The sequence below is a fragment of the Candidatus Pantoea floridensis genome, assembly GCF_900215435.1.
Taxonomy (GTDB): Bacteria; Pseudomonadota; Gammaproteobacteria; order Enterobacterales; family Enterobacteriaceae; genus Pantoea; species Pantoea floridensis.
Map to the genome: position 1 here is coordinate 49,488 of NZ_OCMY01000004.1, position 20,827 is coordinate 70,314.

The window sequence follows — 20,827 nt, forward strand, 5'->3', positions numbered from 1 at the left end:
ATCACACGATAGCTGGCATGCCAGCCGGCAATCTCATCTAGGCGCTCAACCTTTTAAGCATTGACCGATTTCCCAGCGTTCAGGCTTATAAAAGTTGGCCATCGGACCTTATTCATCCCACTTCGTGAACGCTTTTGTTCATTTCAGCCTGTTAAGTGTCTCTTCACCTTTCGTCCGGCGGGCGATTTCCTTGGCCGTCTCCTCTATGCCGGGATAAATGGTGCTCGGTTTAATATTAAGCCTGCTGAGCTCCAGAAGAATCTCTTTCTTGTTGCTGACATATATACGGTCTATTTTGAGACCACTGTGTCCGGTATCAGGTAACACAGCTTCATGCCCGTAGAGCAGAAATGCTCCGGACTGAGATGAGATCCTTTGATTAGCAATTCTTCCACGGACAAACAGGATACGGCTCAAGTCTCCCGGACGAATTGCATTCTCAAAGTATGGTTTTTCCGCACGGATAAAATGAATTAGCCTTTTCAATTCTGCAGAACCTTCACCACGCTCATCAAGTGGAACTTCAGTTTCCGGGATGAGTGTATTTTTGTCATCCATATCTAGCAGCGACAGATTAGCAATGCAGCTGGCGGTGTCAGAATTGTAAAATTTGATCTCGTCCGCCTGGACGGAGAAGATTTTTACATCTCCAATCTTCTCTTCCTCTTCGTTTTTATCCAGCATGTCGGCGCAGCAGAAATATAGGGCAACAAGCGGATTGGCCGTTACGTCCAGCAGGCGAGTAGGCAGCCCGTAGTGCTGCATGCGGACAAGTTTATCAATCATGAAATGGTCCTGATAAAACTCTGCCGGATGGGCAGTAAGGATCTCGTTAATCATGTTCTTTTCTTTGTACCGGTACAGCGGCACGGCCTTCTCAGACCGGAACAGGGACGGTTCAAGCTTGTATCGGTAATCGCTATGTCCTCGGTAAAACACCTCCTGCCCTTCCTGAGCCTGAAATTCGTTAACTTTCTGCAGAAACTCTTCTACAGATGTTACAGGCTGCGGCAAAGGCGGTTCTTCGACAGGAGCATGCAGCTGAGGCGGTTCTTCAACAGGAGCTGCCGGATTGGGAAGCGGGACATATAGATTAAAAGCGCCCATCACCTCAGGAAGGCTGACTTCTTTGATAGCCCAGTGGGTTCTCATTGTTTCAAACAGGTGATAGAAGAACCGGTCGGCGAGGGCTCTGTAGTTATCGACGTTCGCTCTTTCAAAAACATAGTGAATGCGAACCGAATACTCTAAATTCTTCCCTTTGACGGCCACGCTTTCAAGCACGCCTACTCGGATATTGGAATATAAGCGCGAGGTTCCGTCTAGGCGTTGCTCATTGACGAACTCGGTCATTAGAAGACAGGGCATAACTTTGAGGTCATCGAGGACCGTTTGGTTAATCTCTCTGAAAATGACCGAAAGCCGGTCACTCGTGTATTCCAGATAACGACTCAGTGGCATCGAGCTGTAAGCAAGCTCGCCTACAGGGACCTTCCAGTCTCTATCATTCACATTCATTATCAGATTTATCATGAGATTCCCTTCAGTTTCATAAATGATTGGTCATAGAAATCACTTTATCCTTTTGCGCGTATCTGAGAAACAAGATCCGCTTTCACGGGTAAATCATTCCCCCTAAAAACACTGATGACAAGTGACTTCCTCTCAGATTTAATCTTAATCTGGCACATTTGATTCTAGTATTAAAAAACAGTAAAAAGAATTATTTATGATATTAATTAGACATCATTTTAATATTAAATCAGCCTATTTTTTGTTACCATGCTTACTTGTTTTAGTGATGTTAAAGCGCGAGTTTTTTTGTATTTCTCTACAAACAACGCATATAGATTTGTGACGGCAAGGAACAGATTACTAAATGAATGATTTATTCATGCGCATCCGCGCTGCACTGATCCATCAGACTGACTGGCTAATTCGCAAAAATTTCAGCTACAGAATGAACGAAGCAGCACTGCTTTTTCTTGATGACGTCACCCTCTATCGACCGACGGCTGATGCCGATACGATGCTCAGGCTGGATACCGTCTTCACGGGTTATTCAATGGAGCACCTGCCTGAGGAACTTCAGCGTATCCTCGCCAAAGTTGTTTCTTCAACTAATTCTGCTGTTCCTGATTTCGACTTCAGGAAAATAGAGAGCCTGACGGCCTCCAAAGGGTTTGGTAAAGGCCATAACCCGCACATAAATGGCAGCTGGTACAAAAACCTGTCCTCATGGGGAAAAGGGATGTTCCCGGGTAAGAATCTGCGATCGGAAAACCTGCAGGACTGGCAGGAAAATGTCCGGCACATAGAGCGTGAAGGATTCAGACCGGACGGGCCGGTCAACGTTCTGTACTACGAATGGTACAAGCGGTATGTGGTTTCAAATACCGGCGGTTCTCACCACGCGGCCAAGGTTATTTATCAGGCTCTCCGGGATAACCTCACCTATAACAGGGAAGCCGTGGTGGAATATCTGTCTATCGATACTGAAGCCGTTCGCGAGCTGGAGGCCCGGTATGTTGCGTTCATTTACCGGCCACAAAAGGAAGACGCCACGGGGTACAGACGAGACGCTGACACTGGCTTTCAGCTGTCTCTGAGTGAGCTGGTCGGTGAGCATATTGGCTATCTCCAGCCTGTACATTACAGCGAGAACATCAGGATGGCATTCATTCCTCGTTCAGAGCTGAAAGTGGATGAAGCGCGACTCAGTCAGTGGATTACCACAGCAATACAGGCGGGGAAAATTATCTCGCTGACAGACTACCTGAAAAATCCGGAGCCATTTCACGTTAAGCCTTATGTCCATGAAGTAAACGCTCCTTTGCTTAGAAGCCCGTATGACTCCTGACATGTCTGCGGGCTCAAGCAGCGGCAGTTGCAGTAATAAGCCGGACTCTTCCGGCAACTAAATACTCATATAAAACGGAAAACAAGGATTTTGATGATGTTTGATACCAACGTCAGAAGCACATCAGAGAGCTACTCTGCGGCGGCTTGTTCGCCCGCGAACCTGGTCACTTTACGGGATGGGGAAAATAAAATATGGGTCATCCAGAAAGAGTTGATTGCTTTTATTCGCGAAGATAAATACGGGAAGGAATGCCGCGTGGTGCTATCCAACCAGGAATGGTTCAGCGTGCCGATGACCGCGGAGTCACTGGTCACCGCGCTGGGCCTGCCGTCGCTTCCCCCGGCCTGAGAAGAAAGGAACCAGACGTGAAAAAAACGACACCGGTGCCTCACGATGCGGCCTTTAAGGCCTTCCTGACGCATCCCGATACCGCCCGTGACTTTATCGAGCTGCACCTGCCAGCGGAGCTTCGCGCCGTCTGCGACCTCAGCACGCTAAAACTTGAGTCGGGCAGCTTCGTGGAGGAAAGCCTTCGCGCCTACTACAGCGACGTACTTTACAGCCTGAAAACCGCCGCCGGCGACGGCTACATTCACGTGCTCATCGAGCACCAGTCGACGCCCGATCGCCACATGGCGTTCCGCCTGATGCGCTACGCCGTGGCCGCCATGCAGCGCCACCTCGATGCTGGCCATAAAAAGCTACCGCTGGTCATTCCCGTGCTGTTCTACACCGGACGGCGCAGCCCGTACCCGTACTCCACCGACTGGCTGCAGGAGTTTGACGACCCGGCACTGGCCGGGAGCCTCTACGGCGCTCCGTTCCCGCTGGTCGACGTCACGGTTATCCCGGACGAGGAGATCATGAACCATCGCAGCATGGCGGCGCTTACGCTGCTGCAGAAGCACATTCACCGGCGCGACCTTGCCGACCTGCTGGACCGGCTGGCCGCCACCCTGATGGCCGGTCACCTGACGGGACAGCAGCTGGTTTCGCTGATAAACTACCTCGTACAGGCGGGCGAAACTGACGATGCCGAAGCCTTCGTACGCAACCTGGCGCAGAGAGTGCCGCAGCATGAGGACGAACTGATGACGATTGCACAGCAGCTTGAGCAGAAGGGCCTGGAGAAAGGGCGCATGGAAGGGCGTCAGGAAGGGCGTCAGGAAGGTAAAATGGAGGTTGCGCGCAACCTGCTGGCAAAAGGCATTCCGCTGGACTCAGTAAGGGAACTGACCGGGCTGTCAGACGACGATCTCGCAAAAATTCACCACTGATTTATCCAGGGATAACGAAACCATGCCCAATGAACTGACGAAATTAATTGACGGCGGCGCCCAGGCTCTGTCGTCCTGGCTGCCGGCAGGGTTACGCACGTTGCTGAATGACGGCGCTCATCTGATGAACTCATGGATGGACATGAATCAGGTGACAGAGCTGACCGGCGTGATCGTGATTGCAGGGCTGTTTATTACCGGGCTCTCGATGATCGGCATTATGCTGGGATCGCCAGCCTCATCGCATCAGAAGTAAACCGGGCCCCTGCCAGGGGGCTTATGTCCATACCTGCCCCGGACGTCATCGCCTTTCATTCTCCCTTCGGTTCCTTTTGATAAACCAGATCGGTCCCGCGCGGGAACTGCAGTGCCAGATTACGGTAATACTGCAGCCGTTCCCTGAAGTATTCACGCAATTCCTCTGGCTGCTGCCTTTCAGCTTCGGCCGGGATAACGGGAAGGTTAAGGCGCTCTTTGTACGCCACGCCTGAGGCGGCAAGATCCACGTTGACCTTTGCGCGTTCTTCCGTGCTTCGTGCGGCTAAATTGTGTTTCATGTTAAATCCTCCTGACGTCAGTATACCCCGCTATCCTTACAGCAGGAGGTGTCTATGTGTGGACGATTTGCGCAGTACAGCAGCCGTGATGAATATTTTGACGCACTCGGACTGAAACCAGACGAAATCACGTTTGATCCGGAGCCCATTGGCCGCTTCAACGTGGCGCCAGGCACAAAGGTGCTGCTCCTCAGCGAGCGTGAGGATGCGCTGCACCTCGATCCCGTGTTCTGGGGTTATGGCCCGGAGTGGTGGGATAAGCAGCCGCTCATTAACGCACGCGGCGAAACGGCAGCGAGCGGGCGCATGTTTAAGCCGCTGTGGAACCACGGGCGCGCCATTGTGCCGGCTGACGGCTGGTTCGAATGGCAGAAAGAGGGTGGGAAAAAGCAGCCGTTCTTTATCTACCACAGAAAAAAGCAGCCTCTGTTTTTTGCCGCCATCGGTAAGCAGCCTTACGGACAGGACCACGGTAAGGAAGGGTTTGTCATTGTGACCTCATCGAGCAACCAGGGCATGGTCGACATCCACGATCGCAGGCCGCTAGTGATCGCTGCTGACGCCGTCCGTGAATGGCTGAGTGCTGATACATCACCTGAGCGGGCAGAGGAAATTGCTCATGATGCAGCCATTCCGGAGAAAGAATTTACATGGCATCCGGTAAGTAAGGCCGTGGGAAACATACACAATCAGGGAAAAGAACTGATTGAGCAACTTCATGAGGCAACCGACTGAAAGAAGGCTGCATGCAAAAGTGGACAAAAAAAATCCCCGCCAGAGCGGGGACATAAACTGGACAGGGTGGAAAGTCTCTCGCATCGTGTGCGTGCTGTGTGTAGCCTTCGTGGAAAATACGAAGCGCATACCAGATTAGTCAGCAGTTAGATTACCGGCAAATGGGTAACGAAAAATTTGTTGGTCATCACAATGGGTTCTGGCCATCAACCCTCATTAATGTCGCGCAGGAGGCGGCCCTTCGAGGGTTATAAGTAAGCGCTGCTCACCGGCGTCCACTTTCAGGATATTACTTTCATGAGCGTTCAGGTTTTCCACAATGATAATACTTAGCGCAGCCATGAGCTCTGCGGGAGAGGCTTTAACAGCCTCTGCAAGTATTTCAATCTCATCAACTAACTGTGTTACCGTCCCATCTCTCATCTGCCTGACTTCCCCTATCCATAGTGAGTGCTACTAGCTTACGTGTTTTTTCATAAGTAACACACATCCTGCAACTGCAAAGGCCGGCGAGCAGTGCGCAGCCTGCCCCTGAATGACGCGTCAGCGGCATGGAGGCGCCCTAAATAGCTAAGGACGGTTCAGGAGCCAACTGGCGCCGTCAGCCCGGCGTAGCCGGTTACAGGCTCAATGGTGGCGAAAGCCCAACCCCTCCCTGCCAGACGCCGTTTAAGCAGCGGCCATTCAGGCGCGCATAAGTCAGATGGTCGCAGACGAAAGATAGTTATCGCGGGCCTCAGAGTGACAGCGACGTCAGAGGTAGTTACATCATCCATCTATAAAGCGACTCTGTTCCGGCCCTTTGGGCCGGGGCGGCGGCGCTTTTCAGGGTGGGTTTCGCTTGGTTCTGAGATAAGCACGATTTTAATGGTTTTGGGTTTACTGCAGATGGATGTGGTCATGCTGTAACCGCTGTTTTTTTGCCCGCAATTTGCGGGAGCTACCTTCAGGCGCGTAGCGACTGCAGCGAACCGGCGCGAACGTCAGTTCGCTGCAAGGGCGGGCATTAACTTGTTCACATGGCGAAGCCGTATAGGTTTTATTTTTAAAGGTAAGTAATAACAGATCTTTAAAAGAAGGTAGATCGGGTTTTTAAAAGGATCATCGCGGTTTGTAAAAAGTCCGGATAGCAGTTAACCGGCTATTCGGTCAGGAGATTATTTTAATACCCTCTCGCGGTTTATGTGGATAACTCAAAAACGCACCAGTGCGTGACCTCAACGTCGCTGCACCGGTGAATTTATGGGCTGGGTTTGACCTGGACTTATGGAGGATGTCAGCGAAAAGTGGATGATATTTATACGGAATGGGAATAACAGGCGAGCGTGGGCCTCCGGCGCAAACCGGATAGCTGAAAGAGAGGGTGTGAAGATAAAAAGCGGCCTTTCTGGCCGGTTTGCGGACACGGGAAAGCCGGCGCCAAAGCGCCAGTCAGTGAAACCGAATGATGTCAGAAACGCGTCAGGTGGTAACCAGCTGGTCGTCGTCAAGCCGCGCATAGTGGCCACGCGACATCTTCATACGCTCCGTCACGCGGCGCTCGATTTCCGCTCTCACCGCGTCCAGGCCGCCAAAGAAGCGACCGTTAACGATATCTTTATTCAGCTGAGTGCGGACCAGCTGCTCAATGTCTTTACGGTTGCGCGGTGCGTCTTTACGCGCACGATGACGTTTCATACCGTGTTCGCGGCGCGACTTCTGGTACTCGCGGAAGCGTTCGCGCACGAATGCCCAGGCGGCGTTAATGAGTTCACCGGCGTCTGCGCGCGGTAACCCCTTCTTCTCACGCTGGCGGTTTTCCCACTCAATACGGCTACGGCGCGCTGCTGCAACGGCTTCCTCCGACACGTCCAGCACTTGCCACATCAGCGGTGTGAAGGTGATATCAGTCGGAATGTTGCAGCCGATCTCTTTATCATACTCGGTGTTGTAGGTGATGAGCTTCAGCTGCTCAAGCGTATGGCAGGCACCCGTGAATCGGGTGATCGAGAGACGTTTTTTCTCCGTGGCCAGTCCGCAGCGGATGCTCATAGTCGTGAGCGAGGCGCCCACGCGGTTGGCCAGCGGATTCAGGTACCAGCACATTGCCTGAAGCGTTGCTTCCAGCGCGCGCATGCGGAGCTTTGGTGGCCGGCGTTTGCGTTCGCCACGGGCGATCGACATCGCAACCAGCATCTGGAATTCTACGCGTTGCGTAAAGCCCACCGCCTTCTCACGAAGTTTTTCGCAGAACGGCAGCGTTTTCTTTCCTTTCTCCGGAATAAATTCAGGATTAGGATTCTTTACCTGCCGGTAAAATGAAGTGTTTTCAGATACCTGTTCAGTCACGCCTTCCTGCGCTTATGTTGCACAGAAGGAGTACGCACAGAAGGTATTGCAGTTTTCCGGGCATAAAACTATACTCCCCGCATAGAGCAACAGCTTCTATGCAGATTCAGTGAGCCCCGTTAATCTTCCTCAGTCGCCAAACTCAGAGATTATCGGGGTTTTCTTTTTTCTGGCCTTCAGTAATCTGTCAGTACCAGTCTCCTGCCACCTTGCGGCGTGGCCCGCCAGAATTCTTTACGGTTTGCAATCTATCACTTCAACAGACATACGACAAGAAAGTAATGCCATTACTTATTGCTAGCTTCAAATGCCTGTTCTAAAAGACGTTCAATATACTCAGCCTGAGTCATGCCTTGTTTGTCACACTCGACCAAAAGCCGGTCTTTTATTGGATTGCGCACAAAAATCTTAACTTCTTTATGAGTCAGTTTTTTTCTGGCCACAGCTGCCTGCTGCTTTTCAGAAGCACTTAACGGATTACCTTTGCGATATGGGCGCTTAGATCCTGCTGAGGAAGTGACTGCGTTAGCTGACTGCGACATCTCTGCCTCCTCCACTAAATTCAGAGCGAATTTTGCAGAGAATACTACATAACTCATAAATCAGCGACTTAACTTTAAGCAGGAGTGTGATCAGCGTTGGCGCGCGGACCGCACTCAGAATTTAAAAGCGGATTTCAGTAAGTTGATCGCCAGTCCGTACCGTCATCCCAGCGTGACTGCCAGTGCGTCAGGTACATCTGCGCCAGCGAGGGTACCCCGCGAACGACCAGCGCGTTCTCGGAGTTCGACTCCGCTGCGCTTCGGGTGTAGTTAAATGACCCAACCTCAACGTTTTGCCCGTCCGTGATGATCACCTTGTCATGCATGATTTTGTACTGGCCGTTGGTTCGCAGCGGAATGCCGGCATTGATCACTACGTTCATTGCAGCCTGGCTGGCCTTACTCCGATTGCCTTTATCATCCACAACCACCCTGACGTCCACGCCGCGCCGCTTCGCCGCGACCAGAGACTTCACCACCTCAGGTGACGTGAAGCTGTAGCCCATCAACCGGATGCTCTCCCGAGCGTCGTCCAGCGTGCGGATAACCAGCTGTTCCGCGCTGCCTTCAGGCGAAAATCCCACGTCAATGGATGGAGAACCGGCTGACGCACACGCGCCAAAACTCAGCGAGATCGCCATGGCGATCGCTGCAAAGGTCAGTTTCATGTTTTGTTCCTGCAGTTAGTCGGCCGTGGCCGGCAATAAGTCTGAAGATTCATGTCGCAGAGGCAAAAAAAGAGGGCCATACAGGCCCTTAAGAAGTTCAGCGTTGCCCACGTTCAAATTGAATCGTGGCAGACTTTGGAGCAGTCTGACTTTCCTTATCGACCTCAGCCTCTAAAGCTTTAACCATTTGCTACCAATCATCATATGTAACAACTGGTTATCTAAACTCCCTTACATTTTCATGCGCCAGAGGCACGTAGTTCTGCTCGGCTTTTTCAATCGCCTCGCGCGCCACCCCCATCAGTCGCGGTTCACGAAGCCGGACCTTATACCCCCGCCCCTGCGCCGGCAGGCTGGCCAGCACCATGTTCCAGAGAACCGCCGCCCGAACCGCGGCCGCCGGCGATCGCTTCCAGCTATACTTACACTCAAGGTCAAACTCACAGACGGTGGCCAGCGCCGGGTCGGTCATCACCAAGCGGCGGGTATCCTGCGGACCCGGTGCCGCATCGAGCACGCGTAAGATGTGCTGCACGCGATCAGCGCGCACATAGCTGCGACGCTCGCGAAACGGCATGGTAGCCAGCAGCTGCTGCTCGGATGGCGGGCTCACCTCAACAAAGCGGTTTATCCGCACCGCGTCCTGCGAAAACTTGTCGGCATCTTTTATGTAAAGCGAGCTGCCGCGAATGACCTCCCCCCGGAACAGCGTGATGCTCTCGCCCTCCTGCAGCGCCTTAATTTCATCGACGTCGACCTTTTTCTTCTCACTCACCTGCAGCCGGGTGTCATCGTTCCAGCCGCCGAGAATACCGCCCTGCTGCACCATGCTGCCCATGTGCGCGCGGTACTCGGTGCCCGCCATCAGCTGCAGGATTTCCAGCGTGTCTTTGGGGTCGCGGATACTGCCGGTGATGCGCGTGCCCATGTTGGCAATCAGCGTCCACACCGCGTCGCCCGCCGCCGTCTTCAGGCGCTGCACCTCCTGGCCGGCCAGCAGCAGGCAGTAGCCCAGCGAGCGGATCTGCGTGGCCAGCTCGCCGAGCTTCTCGCTGTAACCGGCGCCGACCTCGTCAATGATCCACAGGAAAGGGAAGCGGTCCCTGTACCGGCGCACCTTCATGTTTTCCTGCGGGCGCCCTTCAATCTTCTCGCCGAGGTCCTGGCTTAAAATCATGGCCAGCTGCGACTGATAAAGCCGGCCGAGCGTGGAGCTCTCGCTGGAGGAAAGCTCCAGCGCCGGCACCAGCACGATCAGGATGCGGTCGTTGTGCACCACGTCGCGCAGGTCGATGTCGCCGGCGTCGCGTGCAAACACGTGACCGTAGGTGTCACTGAACAGGCTCAGCATGCGGGTGAACTGCTGCATCAGGTAGCCGTGCTGACGGTTCGCCTCCGGATCCCACTCCGACGGCGTGGCCACCTTGTCGATGTCGAAGCCGGAGAGCGTATCGAGGTAGTTCTGCAGCACGTGGCGGATTTCCTCATGCCACTGCTCCTCCACCGCCTGGATGTACAGGCCGGCGATTTTGCGCAGCGGCAGGTGCTGCTGAATGGTCCGCTGGGACAGCGTCGTGCCCTCGCGCCGGCACTTGTAGACCAGTGCAAAAATCAGCGCCTGGTTCATGGCCTTGGCCTTTTCCTGCCACTCACCGCCGCTGCTGCCGGTTTTGGGCAGCATGGAGTCCATCAGGTTAACTGTGTAGGTTTCCTGCGCCAGCCCGAACACGGAGGTGGTATTGGTCTGCGGCCGGCCTTTGGCGTTGTCCAGCAGCTGCTGCGCCCGCGAGGTGCCCCCGGTGATGAAATTCATCACGCGCAGGTCGTCTTCGCGGCCGAATCGGCGCGCCATGGACATTACGGATAGCGCTACGTCGTTCTGCGCCTTGTGGTCAGAGATGATAAGCCCCTTACCCCAGCACAGCGCGTTGAACACCCAGCCCATCAGCGTCTCCGTTTTACCGGCGCCGGTGGTGCCGAACATCAGCACGTGCCGGGTGAGGTCGTCCATCGACAGCCACAGCTCCCGCCCCGCGTCTTTGCCGCGCAGGTAGCCGGCGTACAGGATACCGGCAGCGCGGCCGGTGTGAATGCGGATGCTGGCCACCGGCAGAAAGCCCAGCACCCTGGCCGGCACCTGCCGTTCGGTGGAGGGGTCGTCGCGGTTCATGTCTGTTGGCATGCGCATCGGCATCTTCCAGCGGCCGGCCGGCGCCACGACCATCGACCAGAACAGCAGCACCGGCAGGCTCAGCAGCAGCGTGGCGGGCCAGATGAGCCCCGCGACCACCGCCGCCGGCATGGCCCAGAACAGCGAGCCGCCCTCGCTGAGCATATCTGTCAGCCAGGAGCGGCCGACGTGCCGGTTAACGCGCGCGTTATCCAGCGTGGAATTATTGTCCGACATGCTCCCCTCCGTTCAGAAACGCTATCAGCGCCGCCGGCGAGCTCAGCACGCTCTGCGGTACATAGCGCCCGTCATCAGAAATCGTCCACGGCGTGCCCGGCAGGCGGTAGGCCCGGAAGGCAACCTCGTTGACGCCAATCGCCGCGCGCGCCGTTTCAGCCTTCTTCTCATCCGTCACCACCGGCGCGGCCTGCGTTGCGCCCGGCACACCGATGCCGGCATCGGCAGCGAAAAGCTGCTTCCAGGCCGCAGGACGATCAGCCTTCGGTAGCGCCATCACTGGCGTCAGCGTTTTAAGCGACGCCTCGCGGCCCTCAATGGTGACCGGGAAAACCACCACGTTGACGACGCCCGCTGCGGTTTCAAAATGTCGCTCCATGCGCTGGCAGTTCGGGCACGCCGGATCGGCGAATACGTAAATCGTGCGCGCGTGGCCACTTGAAAGCGCCACGGTGAACAGTCCACGGGCCGCCGCTTTTCTGAGATTGCCCGGCAGCTCTGCGCGCACGCTCTGCGGCATGTCCCACCCGTCGGCAGGAGGGGCTGGGGGTGCAGGCCGCTGCTGCAGTTGCTGTGGCAGTACCGGAGTGTCAGTGCGCCCGCCATTTTTAAATGATGAGGTCATGGCCGGGGCATTGGATACTGGTGAAACGCCCACTGTAGAGAGTAAATCTGCCCCTTCCGCCATCCTGGCCGGCTGCGGCACATGCGCAAACCACGTCAGCAGCCCCAGCGCGACTGCCAGAGAGCATCCACCGAACGCATGCCAGATACGGCGTTTTCCTGCTGCAGTGGTCACTAGGCCAGTAATGCAGCTAAGCAGCTGCGCTGCGTCCTCCCCCCTGTAAAGAGGTGTCAGCGCGTCATGTGCGTTCTGAGCGTAGAGCCCGTCACTATGCACCACAAACCACGGCATCTGACGGAGAGAACAAAAGAACAACGTACTGATACCATTCCCTGTCAGCGTTCCTGACTCCGCACCCCATTTTTCTTCAGTCTGACAGCGATGGACACTCAGCAGGTTGCCGTTAATTTTGGCCACGAACGGGCCTTCTCTGCGTGAAAAATTCATGGTCATATCCTTTTCTCAGCGCACACCGGCGCCATCGGTAAATTCGGTTTCGCCCGTGTCGGGCAGATACAGAGCGTCCGGGAATGGCACCTCGCGCTGAGGTTTTGCACGCCTGGTCCGGGCATCGCGCGGATACACGAGGCCGAGCGATTCAAGCTCGTACTGGAGCCCCGTAATCGCCTCATCCGTCATCAGCGGCGGACGGGGCAGGCTTAACTTTCTGGCCATCTGCTCCGCGCGAGCCTGCGCCACGATGCCCGCGCCCTCGACAAACACCTTGGCGGTATCGGCGCTGTGCAGGCCGTACCACAGCGTGCGGTCACAGCCCTTCAGCCAGCGAAAGCGCGCCGGCGGCAGCCTGAGGTCGCGACCATAGAGTCCCGCCAGCGCGGAGCGCACCGTGCCGTGCCCCTTCAGCCACTCGCTCACGCCCGGGCAGGCGAGCACCCTGCCGACCTGCGCCTCGGAGACCTTCCAGTTAGGGACGCTGCGGAACTCCGGCGCCCGGAATAGCCGGCGGGTCATGCAGGACCGGTTCAGGTCGTCCAGCAGGGTGGTTGCCGCCGTCCGGTCATCCGCAAACACCTGCAGCCCGAACACGGCCAGCAGCGCGCGCTCATGCAGTTGCCACTGGTCCGGTGACGTCATGACCGGACCAGTCTGAGCGTCAAAAACAGCGCGTGCGGCGTCGCGGTCAAGCATCCGGCGCTTAATCAGGCCGTGCTGCTCCGCAAACTCCTCCGGCTTGAGCGCCCAGGCATTTTCTGCGGTGGTGTCGTTCATCAGCCCGTCGCCGCGATGCCCGGCCAGCACGGGAATAACGGAAGGCGCAAAGGTGGCCATTACGCGGGGCAGTGAGTGGATGTCGATCGCGCGACGGCTGCGAAAGCCCAGCGCGGGGTGACGCGCCAGCGCCCAGCCGGTCACGGCTATCAGCGGCACCATCGGCACGAACAGGATGCCGGCCGTGGCGTTGAGCACGCTCTGCCATTCGCTGAGGCTGACCGCCTCGGCGCCGTTGCCGGTGGCAGCCAGCAGGTTGATGCGTTCGGCGGCGTAGCGATGGATGTGCGGAAAGTCCGCCATACGCCACAGCCAGTAAAGTAGCCAGCAGCTCCAGCGCACGAAGTCGGCAAAATAGAGCCAGCACAGCAGTGCCGTGAGGCAAAGGGTAATCAGCACCATGGCCGGCTCGTTACTGCCGGCGGCGTTCGGATGTTGGGAGTACATGTGAGAGTGTCCGGAAACGGAGACGGGAAGCCCGTCAGACTGCAGATAAGAAAACACCGGCGCGTGGCCGGTGTCAGAGGAAAAGCGTCAGGATGTCAGTGTCAGGCTAAGTTGGCGGCCTGCGGTACCACCACGTTGTGCTCATATTCCACAAAGCGGCTCTGGATACCAACGTGTAACGGCCATGGCTCCTTCGGGTACGGCTCTGAATAACTGTTATGGCTCATCGCACCCAGCGTATTCAGCAATTCCCTGCCAGCAATCGGATGTACATTAATGCTCAACTCTGGCAGGTCAGGACTCTTCGTCTTCACGCGCAGCGTGCCGCCTTCCAGTTCGCTGTCCGTCCAGTCATCCATGGTGAGCCCCATCACGTCCACGATGCCCTTTTTGACCATATGAATATAAAGGATGGTGCCGTGTTTTGTATCGATACCCAGATACTTGCCGCGCCCCACATCAAGCACCTGATGCTGCTTCTGCGGGCTGAAGCGTTCATCGCTGGTCAGCAAAGCGACCATCTTTTTGAGCTGGCGACGACGACGCGTAATACTGAAACGACGGTAGCCTAAAGGAAGTAAGATCCCACACCAAACTAACGTAAAGAAAAAGCCCATGCCTGCACCTGGCTCGGTGGGACCTTTACTTGAATAAATAATAATACTCGCAAGGGCAATGAATCCGAGGCTGGGAAGTACCAAAAAATAATAGAGGGTACGAGTTAAAGCCCAAATATAATCCAGCCAGTTATCATGACGTTGTACGGTTTTCATGGCATCCTCCTGCCGCTAATCCTCTGATTAAATTATACCCATACCTGTGCATAATACCAGGTATAATTACTTGATTCCGTCCTCTTTATTTGATCCGCTATTCTGCACTTTCTGCAACCCTGGCGCTCTACGCGCACCACCGCCTGCAGCAGCAAACATCCCTTTGACGTCATCGACCAGTCCGCCCATGATGCCGGCCATACCTGCACCACCCAGGAAGGTGATCACATAGTCTGCCAGCGTGGCCTGCAGCCCGAATACCCGCGTGACACCAAACGTCGCGATGCGGGCGTATATGCACAGCCATCCTACAAGTTTGAACAGGCCAATAATTGAGTCTGCGTTAGCGTTAGCAATAGCCGTACCAAACATCAGATTCAGCAGTGTGCCCCCTGCCATCACTGCCACGGAGGCAAAAAAGAATCCCAGCACCATCAGTGACGGGCGCAGCATCATATCGATAAGGAAGATATAGCCGTATGCACTTCTGCTGCCCTTATCTTCTTCAGCCCCCAGGTGCGTCGCAGACCACATCGGGCCCGCGGCACAACCCACCATGACGCTGACAATCCAGTTGAATACCCCGACCATCCAGTACAGAAACGGCACCGCAGGCAGAAACACGGCCAGTGAAAATCCCAAGGCAAACAGGAGTAATAAAACAAAATAAAAAGGCGGCGAGAGTGCCGTAAGGGCGTCTTTAACTACCGCTCCGGAATTAACAAAAATAAGCCCGCTAATCTTACCCAAAACTGAGTTATCTGCCGCAGAAGCAGTTGCATACGCGAGATTGTAAATAGTTAACGCACTTTCGGCTCCAAGCAAAGTGTAGTCACCGATGGTCTGCATCTTAATAAGCGGATTAACCTGATGTGAGAAATCCGCGTCAGTGCCAAATTCTCTGGTAGCAATAAAATTGGTCAATTGCTGCATCGGCGATTTGAATATACCGGTGAATACTGCATCTGGATCTGTTGCATTTGCTGCCGCACCATCATCCTTAGCTGTTTGCGTCCCCAGCGGCGCGGTGTAAGTGCTGTTCTGTACCTGAGACCGGTACGCTGCAAGCACCTGATGATACAGATCGCCGGTGCCCGTTTCGCCGTGGAGACTTGCGCCTGACGTTACCGGGGCCGCGTTGGCCACCTCGCTTGTCTTGCTGTTGGCCGTCGCAAAGGTGTTATACCAGGCACCCAGCGAAATCCAGCCGTAGGTTTTGAGCTGCGAGATCAGCTGGCTCTGCAGCGAATCCTGATAGTTGAGCTGGTTCAGCGCGTTGTTGACCGTGGTTTCATAGGCCGCGGCCGCATTCTGAATCGTGGTCTCCGGGTCGCTCAGCGTGCCTGTGTCCTGGTCACGCTTGCTTAGGTACGCATCGACATAGGCCTGCGCGGCGGCATCGAGCGTGGACTGCATCGTATCCAGGGCGCCCCGCTGCGCCGTGGTCACGCTCGCCGTGTTCACGGCTGAGCCGAAAAGGCTGTCGAGCATCCCCGATGACGGTTCGGGGATACGGGCGCTGCCGCACAGCGCGCTGCCGTTGCCGGTGGTGTAGTCGCCGTTGCCGCCCTTCGTTTCCATCAGCGCCGTGCGCGCCTGCCCGTCCTGATACAGCGAGGACAGCTCGCGGTTGGTGGCGTACTTGCACAGGTTCATTTCAAACACCGCGCGCGCCGCCGATCGCGTGGAGGGCGCAGTGGGCTGCACGACCAGCGACATCCCGCTGCTTATCATGTCGGCGGCCTTGTCGGTCAGCAGGTTGGCGCTGCCGATGCCCATGGTGGAGGCCGCCCACAGCATCACCAGCTGCGACAGCGACCATCCGGACGCGGTGGGGATCAGCGTAATAAAGCCGGCAAAACTCATCACGGGGTGCAGCATCGAGCGTCCGGCGCTGAAGACCTTACCGTCCTGCCCGCCCTTGAACAGTGTTTTCAGCGTCACGATAAGGAACCACACCAGCGCCACCGTACACAGCACGCCGTTCAGCAGCGCGAACAGCGAGCCGATGAGCGTGGCCTGCCCGGGCTGAAATGGCGAAATCACCACGTCGCCGAAAATCATCACCAGCGCCTGCCGGGAAAGGTCTCCGGTTTTACTGGCGGCGTCGCTGATGGTCTGATAGTCCACGCCGTCGGCGAGCGCCGGGCAGGACGCGGCGCACAGCAGAGCCGCCGCCTGAATTTTTGTCAGTAGCTTCATGGATTACCTGCGGGTCAGGAGCTGACCGGATGGAATAAGTGAAGGCCGCAGTGCGGCGGTGTTAAGGCGTTATCAGCGACCGCACGGCAGCGAGGCCGCGTCGCGCAGGATGAGGGTGAGATGATGTTTCAGCACACGGACGCCAGCGGAAAACACGCTGAACGCAACGAGCATCGCTATGAAAACCAGCGCCAGCGCAAAGTCGGCGGCGAAGAGCACAGAACCAATCATCACCATCCACTCCACCGGTGTCATGTTCCCCGACTGTGCGTGGTCGTGGAGGGTAATGATGTGTGGCCACAATGCATAAATGAAGAATACGACCATGCCCACCCGGGCGATGACGCTCAGTGTTTTGTTCAACATGATAAGGGTCTCTGAGTGCGCCGGTGTTTAACCGGCGGGCGGACGCCGCCCGGAGAAAGGCGGTGTCAGAAGGATTTACTTCACGTACTGCCAGACGTGCATGGGCACGCGATCAAACAGTTTGCCGGCGGCTAATTCCGCCTTACGGTGGTCATAGGCCTGAGTCATCACAAATGCTTCCTGAGCATCTCCGGTGTAGCTCAGGTGCTCATAAACCTTTTCAAGCGTGTCCAGGGTCTGGCACCGACGGAACTTCATCAGCCATTCGGTTCGGGTCATTTTTTTCTCATGGGTGGGGTATCAATGCGGAAACGGCATATTGACGCAAAAGGGATGTGCGCATCACCGCGAATAGGCTGAATTTAAATTACTTTTTGTGCTGGAGAAGGCGATATTCAGTCACAAATTTCGCCACCGCCGCCGGCTCAAACAGCAGCTGCCCGCCCTCTCTTGCGGCCACGGGCAGCGCCACGCCGCGCAGGCGCTTTCCGCGATTCGCCGCCTGCCACAGCACTAGCGGCGGAATATCCGCCTCCCGGGCAACGGCATTGAGCGTCATCAGCGGGGCGCCGGATGCCGCAGGTCCCGCTTCCGGTTCCCGCGCGTGCCACTTCTCTGCAAACGCCGTGGCCTCTGCCTGATCGAACATCAGCGCCGCTCCGCGCACCTGTCGGCGGGCGGGCAGCGTCATGCCGTCCAGCACCCCGTTCGTCCGCGCGGCGTGAAGCAATTTACCCGGCCTGACGTTCAGCAGGCCGGCAAACACATCCAGCCGGATATACATTTCAGTTCCTCCCGGTACGTTCAGAGTTGCAGCAGTTGGCGAGTGCTCCAGACCACTGCCGTTACGGTCAGCGCCAGTCCGGCAGGCAGCAGGAACAGGAGCACCAGAACACGCCACACCTGCGAGTGTGCAAAGGTAAGTGCACGCTGATCCGACAGAGCGTCCTCACACACCGGCAGGAGCAGCTCGACGGCGTACTCCAGCGGGGTCAGAACCTGCTCTGACGCGCCAGCCACCCGCAGGCTGTGACGGGCTTTACGCAGCTGACTCAGGGCATCAAGGCAGTGCTGTCCGGCCATAAAGTCACGCGCCCGGCTGGCCTGCCGCGCGCTGTGCAGCAGGTGTAAAATGGTATCACCCCGTTCACCCAGCTCTGCATCGTCCAGCAGTGTGATCAGGCGGATCATGATTTCTTCACGTTTGTTATTTCGCATATGCCCTTATCCTCACAATAGCCCGCCGCTCAGCACCTGACGGCACCAGCGCGTCTCCTGCAGGTACGCCTGAAAACTCCCCGCCTCTGACGCCGACACCCGCTTCTCTGTCAGCTGCCACAGGCGATAGCTCGCCTTCAGCGCCTGCACAAAGCCGGTAGCGGCGAGCAGCAGCAGGACCAGCACCACGCAGCCCACGCGCAGCCAGCCGGTACCGCTCACGCTGCTGCCGGCGGCCGTCAGCATCAGCAGAAAACCGGCGGCGGGCAGGCCGGTGAGCCACATCAGTCCCCACCAGATCCAGCGGCTGACGCGAAAGTTACGCGCCAGCCGCGCAGGCGCCATGCCACTGTCCGCCACCGCCTGCGACCAGTCCGCAGGGCGGTAGTCACCGGCGCCGCGCCCGGCCGTGACGTCGCGGATGCGCTGCCACAGGCGCGAGACGTTGCGCCCTGCGTGACGGGTCACACTGGAGATCTCCCACGCCGGCAGGACAACGTTTAGCGCTATCCAGCCCACGCGCTTCGGCGTGATGCGGGCCTTTTTTGTGCTGCCTTGCGGAGCGGCTGAATCAGACTTTTTCACAGGGGATCTCCTTCTGCGGTCAGGGCGGGCTCAGCGAGTGAAAACGCCACGTGGTGAAGCGCTGCCATCGCCTGCAGCGCATTAAAGAGGAAGCCGTACACCGACGTCAGCTCCTCACTTTCCATGCAGCGGATGTCAGGCGTCAGGAAAATGACCTGTCCCGGACGCTGGCGCAGCGCGCTGAGGCTGAACCCCGGCGCGCCCGTGAACGTCTCCGCCACGTGCGGGTGATGGAAGATGGCCATGCGGTGACTGATGGCGAGAACAGACTCACCGGCCCCTTCACGTGTCAGCAGCGCCCGCGCCGCCTGCAGCGACGGGTGATGCGGATACTGACGACTCCAGCGGGCAATGGCGGTCCACAGGTCATCGGCCCACAGCTGACCGGCCAGCGCGCCGAGCCCGGATGACCGCCCGATGAAGTGGCCCGTATCGTCGGCGAACGCCAGTACGCACGTCATGAGGTTGCGCGTCAGGTCGCTGTGCGCATCTGCCGGAAAGAGCGCGGCGGCAAGTGCCTCGCAGCCGTCCGTCGCGCGGACGTGGCGCAGCGCGCCCAGCACGTCCCAGACGTCCCCCTCCTGCGTCTGTCCCGGGGCCAGGCGCCACGCCTGCCACAGCGTTTTCCAGCGGGGCGCCTGCCAGAAGCCCTCCCACAGCGCACCGCAGGGGTCCAGCACCAGAATCGGGCCGGCGGCCGCGTCCAGCAGGGAAGAAAGCGCGCCGGCGGCCGGCGCGAAGGTACCGCTTGTCGTCATGGAATGCTCCGTAAGGGATTACTTTGCGCTCACGCCGGCGCTCATCTGCGAGGACAGTGCCTGCAGCTGCGGGGCGTATTCATTTTTTGCCGCCAGCGCCAGCTGCTGGCCGCTGATGATGTTGGCCTGACGCAGCTCGTTTTTGATGCCGAGCGCCAGCCAGTTGGCCAGACTCTGCTGGCGCGCCATTTCACGTGCCAGGTTGTCGCCGTCCATGCCCTGCAGGTCGGTGACCCACGCGGTGTTGGCGTAGCGCCGCCCGACCTCGAACGCCTCAAACTCGCGCTCGCTCATGGTGCCGGTCTGCTTTGCCTGCGCCGACGCGGTCTGCTGGAAGTAGCTTTCCGCCGACGGTGCCTGCCGCGCCTCGGTGAGCGCCGCCTGCGTGGCGTCCTGCGGCTGGCTCGCCGCGACCATGTCCAGCTGCGGCTGCATCGCCGCGCTCTGCATGGCCTTGTACTGCGTGAGCAGGCCCTGATACTCCTGCCCGGTGGCGGTCTGGATTTCACCCTTGCCCGGCGTGCGCCCGGCGTCGAGCTTCGCCGAATTTTTCACGTAAGCCATCGCCGCATCAGTCTGCGCCTGGGTAAAGGTGAGCTCGGGGTCTTTACCCGCCGGGCCCGCCCCGTCGTAAAGCGAACGCGCTTCGGTGTCGCCGCCCGGAAGCTGAGAGACGGACGGGCACAGTCCGGTGCCGCCGTAGAGTTCCGCCTCCTCCGCCGTGCAGTAGGCCGCGTGAATCAGCGCGCTGCGGTAGCCACCCTGTCGGGGTGAGACCGGGAGGCTGGCCAGCGTTTCACGCACGGCCGCGCTCGATACGCCGCTACCGCCGGCAAGCTTCGACGCCGATGCCCGGGTCGCCTGACTCACCTGTGAGGCCGTACCGGAGGCCGACTCGCTGCAGATGCTGTCCGGCACGGTGTAGGCCGCGCGCGCCTTCTCCAGCCGGTCCGCCTGACGGTTGAAGTTATCCGCTTCACGCTGGGTGCGCGCCGCTTCGGTGATGGCCGTGGTGGTTTTGTCCGAGGACTGCACCACCGCCGTGCCGGTTTCCTGCTCGGCCGCCAGAATTTCAGCCAGCGTGGCCTGCATGGTCTGCAGCGCGGGCATCACCTGCGTCTGAATGGGAACGCTGCTCATTTCCTCGGTCGGATAGGCCAGGGCACCGGGGGAAAGCGCCGCCAGCACGCAGGCGGCAAGCAGCCGGCGCCCCGCGGGACGCCACTGTGTGGATGGTTGCATATCA

The 20,827-nt window shown here is 57.6% G+C and carries 24 protein-coding genes; 5 read left to right on the forward strand and 19 right to left on the reverse strand.

What is annotated here, in order from left to right; genetic code table 11:
* Window positions 1-138: 138 nt before the first annotated feature.
* Window positions 139-1,533 carry an FRG domain-containing protein gene (locus CRO19_RS25295; RefSeq protein ID WP_097098580.1) on the reverse strand — a complete coding sequence of 465 codons (1,395 nt, stop codon included), beginning with the start codon at window positions 1,531-1,533 and terminating at the stop codon, window positions 139-141.
* A 346-nt stretch (window positions 1,534-1,879) separates the two neighbouring features.
* Between CRO19_RS25295 and CRO19_RS25300 the strand changes: the two genes are divergently transcribed.
* The 4 genes from CRO19_RS25300 to CRO19_RS25315 all read left to right on the forward strand — a co-directional run bounded on the left by CRO19_RS25300 (window position 1,880) and on the right by CRO19_RS25315 (window position 4,396).
* Window positions 1,880-2,860: a DUF6685 family protein gene (locus CRO19_RS25300; protein ID WP_097098581.1), complete on the forward strand. Its 981-nt coding sequence runs from the start codon at window positions 1,880-1,882 to the stop codon at window positions 2,858-2,860.
* Window positions 2,861-2,953: 93 nt separating this feature from the next.
* Window positions 2,954-3,211, forward strand: coding sequence for a hypothetical protein (locus CRO19_RS25305; RefSeq protein WP_141400302.1), 258 nt, complete (start codon window positions 2,954-2,956; stop codon window positions 3,209-3,211).
* A gap of 17 nt (window positions 3,212-3,228) precedes the next feature.
* Window positions 3,229-4,140: an Rpn family recombination-promoting nuclease/putative transposase gene (locus CRO19_RS25310; RefSeq protein ID WP_097098583.1), complete on the forward strand. Its 912-nt coding sequence runs from the start codon at window positions 3,229-3,231 to the stop codon at window positions 4,138-4,140.
* 22 nt (window positions 4,141-4,162) lie between these two features.
* Window positions 4,163-4,396 carry a hypothetical protein gene (locus CRO19_RS25315; protein WP_097098584.1) on the forward strand — a complete coding sequence of 78 codons (234 nt, stop codon included), beginning with the start codon at window positions 4,163-4,165 and terminating at the stop codon, window positions 4,394-4,396.
* 55 nt (window positions 4,397-4,451) lie between these two features.
* Here the strand turns inward: CRO19_RS25315 and CRO19_RS25320 are convergent, their stop codons facing one another.
* Window positions 4,452-4,697: a DNA polymerase III subunit theta gene (locus CRO19_RS25320; RefSeq protein WP_097098585.1), complete on the reverse strand. Its 246-nt coding sequence runs from the start codon at window positions 4,695-4,697 to the stop codon at window positions 4,452-4,454.
* A gap of 54 nt (window positions 4,698-4,751) precedes the next feature.
* On the opposite strand from CRO19_RS25320, the gene CRO19_RS25325 reads away from it, so the two are divergent.
* Window positions 4,752-5,432 carry an SOS response-associated peptidase family protein gene (locus CRO19_RS25325; RefSeq protein ID WP_097098586.1) on the forward strand — a complete coding sequence of 227 codons (681 nt, stop codon included), beginning with the start codon at window positions 4,752-4,754 and terminating at the stop codon, window positions 5,430-5,432.
* Between the two features lie 216 nt (window positions 5,433-5,648).
* Here the strand turns inward: CRO19_RS25325 and CRO19_RS25330 are convergent, their stop codons facing one another.
* The 17 genes from CRO19_RS25330 to traW form a co-directional block, all read right to left on the reverse strand.
* Window positions 5,649-5,855 carry a hypothetical protein gene (locus tag CRO19_RS25330; RefSeq protein ID WP_097098587.1) on the reverse strand — a complete coding sequence of 69 codons (207 nt, stop codon included), beginning with the start codon at window positions 5,853-5,855 and terminating at the stop codon, window positions 5,649-5,651.
* A 1,038-nt stretch (window positions 5,856-6,893) separates the two neighbouring features.
* A complete protein-coding gene (gene repA / locus CRO19_RS25335) occupies window positions 6,894-7,760 on the reverse strand; it encodes a plasmid replication initiator RepA (protein ID WP_097098588.1) in 867 nt (288 codons plus the stop codon).
* Window positions 7,753-7,824 carry a RepA leader peptide Tap gene (gene tap, locus CRO19_RS26510; protein WP_072034413.1) on the reverse strand — a complete coding sequence of 24 codons (72 nt, stop codon included), beginning with the start codon at window positions 7,822-7,824 and terminating at the stop codon, window positions 7,753-7,755. Before tap ends, repA begins: the two co-directional genes overlap by 8 nt.
* Window positions 7,825-8,047: 223 nt before the next feature.
* Window positions 8,048-8,302 (reverse strand): replication regulatory protein RepA, encoded by a 255-nt coding sequence (locus CRO19_RS25345; protein ID WP_097098589.1) that lies wholly within the window; start codon window positions 8,300-8,302, stop codon window positions 8,048-8,050.
* Between the two features lie 134 nt (window positions 8,303-8,436).
* The gene (locus CRO19_RS25350) at window positions 8,437-8,970 is read right to left on the reverse strand and encodes a phospholipase D family nuclease (RefSeq protein WP_097098590.1); all 534 of its coding nucleotides are present in this window, start codon (window positions 8,968-8,970) and stop codon (window positions 8,437-8,439) included.
* A 217-nt stretch (window positions 8,971-9,187) separates the two neighbouring features.
* Entirely contained in the window at window positions 9,188-11,377 is a 2,190-nt protein-coding gene (trbC, locus tag CRO19_RS25355; protein ID WP_097098591.1) for an F-type conjugative transfer protein TrbC, read from the reverse strand.
* Window positions 11,364-12,419 (reverse strand): thioredoxin fold domain-containing protein, encoded by a 1,056-nt coding sequence (locus CRO19_RS25360; RefSeq protein ID WP_320204576.1) that lies wholly within the window; start codon window positions 12,417-12,419, stop codon window positions 11,364-11,366. Before CRO19_RS25360 ends, trbC begins: the two co-directional genes overlap by 14 nt.
* Before the next feature lie 45 nt (window positions 12,420-12,464).
* The gene (locus CRO19_RS25365) at window positions 12,465-13,679 is read right to left on the reverse strand and encodes a secretion/conjugation apparatus DotM-related subunit (RefSeq protein WP_097098593.1); all 1,215 of its coding nucleotides are present in this window, start codon (window positions 13,677-13,679) and stop codon (window positions 12,465-12,467) included.
* Window positions 13,680-13,780: 101 nt separating this feature from the next.
* Complete coding sequence (gene excA / locus CRO19_RS25370; protein WP_097098594.1) at window positions 13,781-14,452, reverse strand: plasmid IncI1-type surface exclusion protein ExcA; 672 nt, start codon at window positions 14,450-14,452, stop codon at window positions 13,781-13,783.
* Window positions 14,453-14,518: 66 nt separating this feature from the next.
* Entirely contained in the window at window positions 14,519-16,654 is a 2,136-nt protein-coding gene (locus tag CRO19_RS25375) for a DotA/TraY family protein (protein ID WP_097098595.1), read from the reverse strand.
* A 72-nt stretch (window positions 16,655-16,726) separates the two neighbouring features.
* A complete protein-coding gene (locus tag CRO19_RS25380) occupies window positions 16,727-17,020 on the reverse strand; it encodes a hypothetical protein (RefSeq protein WP_097098596.1) in 294 nt (97 codons plus the stop codon).
* Between the two features lie 75 nt (window positions 17,021-17,095).
* Window positions 17,096-17,299: an Hha/YmoA family nucleoid-associated regulatory protein gene (locus CRO19_RS25385; RefSeq protein WP_097098597.1), complete on the reverse strand. Its 204-nt coding sequence runs from the start codon at window positions 17,297-17,299 to the stop codon at window positions 17,096-17,098.
* Between the two features lie 88 nt (window positions 17,300-17,387).
* Complete coding sequence (locus CRO19_RS25390; RefSeq protein ID WP_097098598.1) at window positions 17,388-17,804, reverse strand: hypothetical protein; 417 nt, start codon at window positions 17,802-17,804, stop codon at window positions 17,388-17,390.
* 20 nt (window positions 17,805-17,824) lie between these two features.
* On the reverse strand, window positions 17,825-18,238 hold the full coding sequence (locus CRO19_RS25395; protein WP_320204577.1) for a hypothetical protein: 414 nt from the start codon (window positions 18,236-18,238) through the stop codon (window positions 17,825-17,827).
* A 12-nt stretch (window positions 18,239-18,250) separates the two neighbouring features.
* Window positions 18,251-18,823 (reverse strand): conjugal transfer protein TraX, encoded by a 573-nt coding sequence (gene traX / locus CRO19_RS25400; protein ID WP_097098599.1) that lies wholly within the window; start codon window positions 18,821-18,823, stop codon window positions 18,251-18,253.
* Window positions 18,820-19,581 (reverse strand): prepilin peptidase-dependent protein, encoded by a 762-nt coding sequence (locus CRO19_RS25405; RefSeq protein ID WP_097098600.1) that lies wholly within the window; start codon window positions 19,579-19,581, stop codon window positions 18,820-18,822. The genes traX and CRO19_RS25405 overlap by 4 nt, the downstream gene beginning before the upstream one ends.
* A gap of 18 nt (window positions 19,582-19,599) precedes the next feature.
* The gene (gene traW / locus CRO19_RS25410) at window positions 19,600-20,823 is read right to left on the reverse strand and encodes a conjugal transfer protein TraW (protein ID WP_097098601.1); all 1,224 of its coding nucleotides are present in this window, start codon (window positions 20,821-20,823) and stop codon (window positions 19,600-19,602) included.
* Window positions 20,824-20,827: the final 4 nt, after the last annotated feature.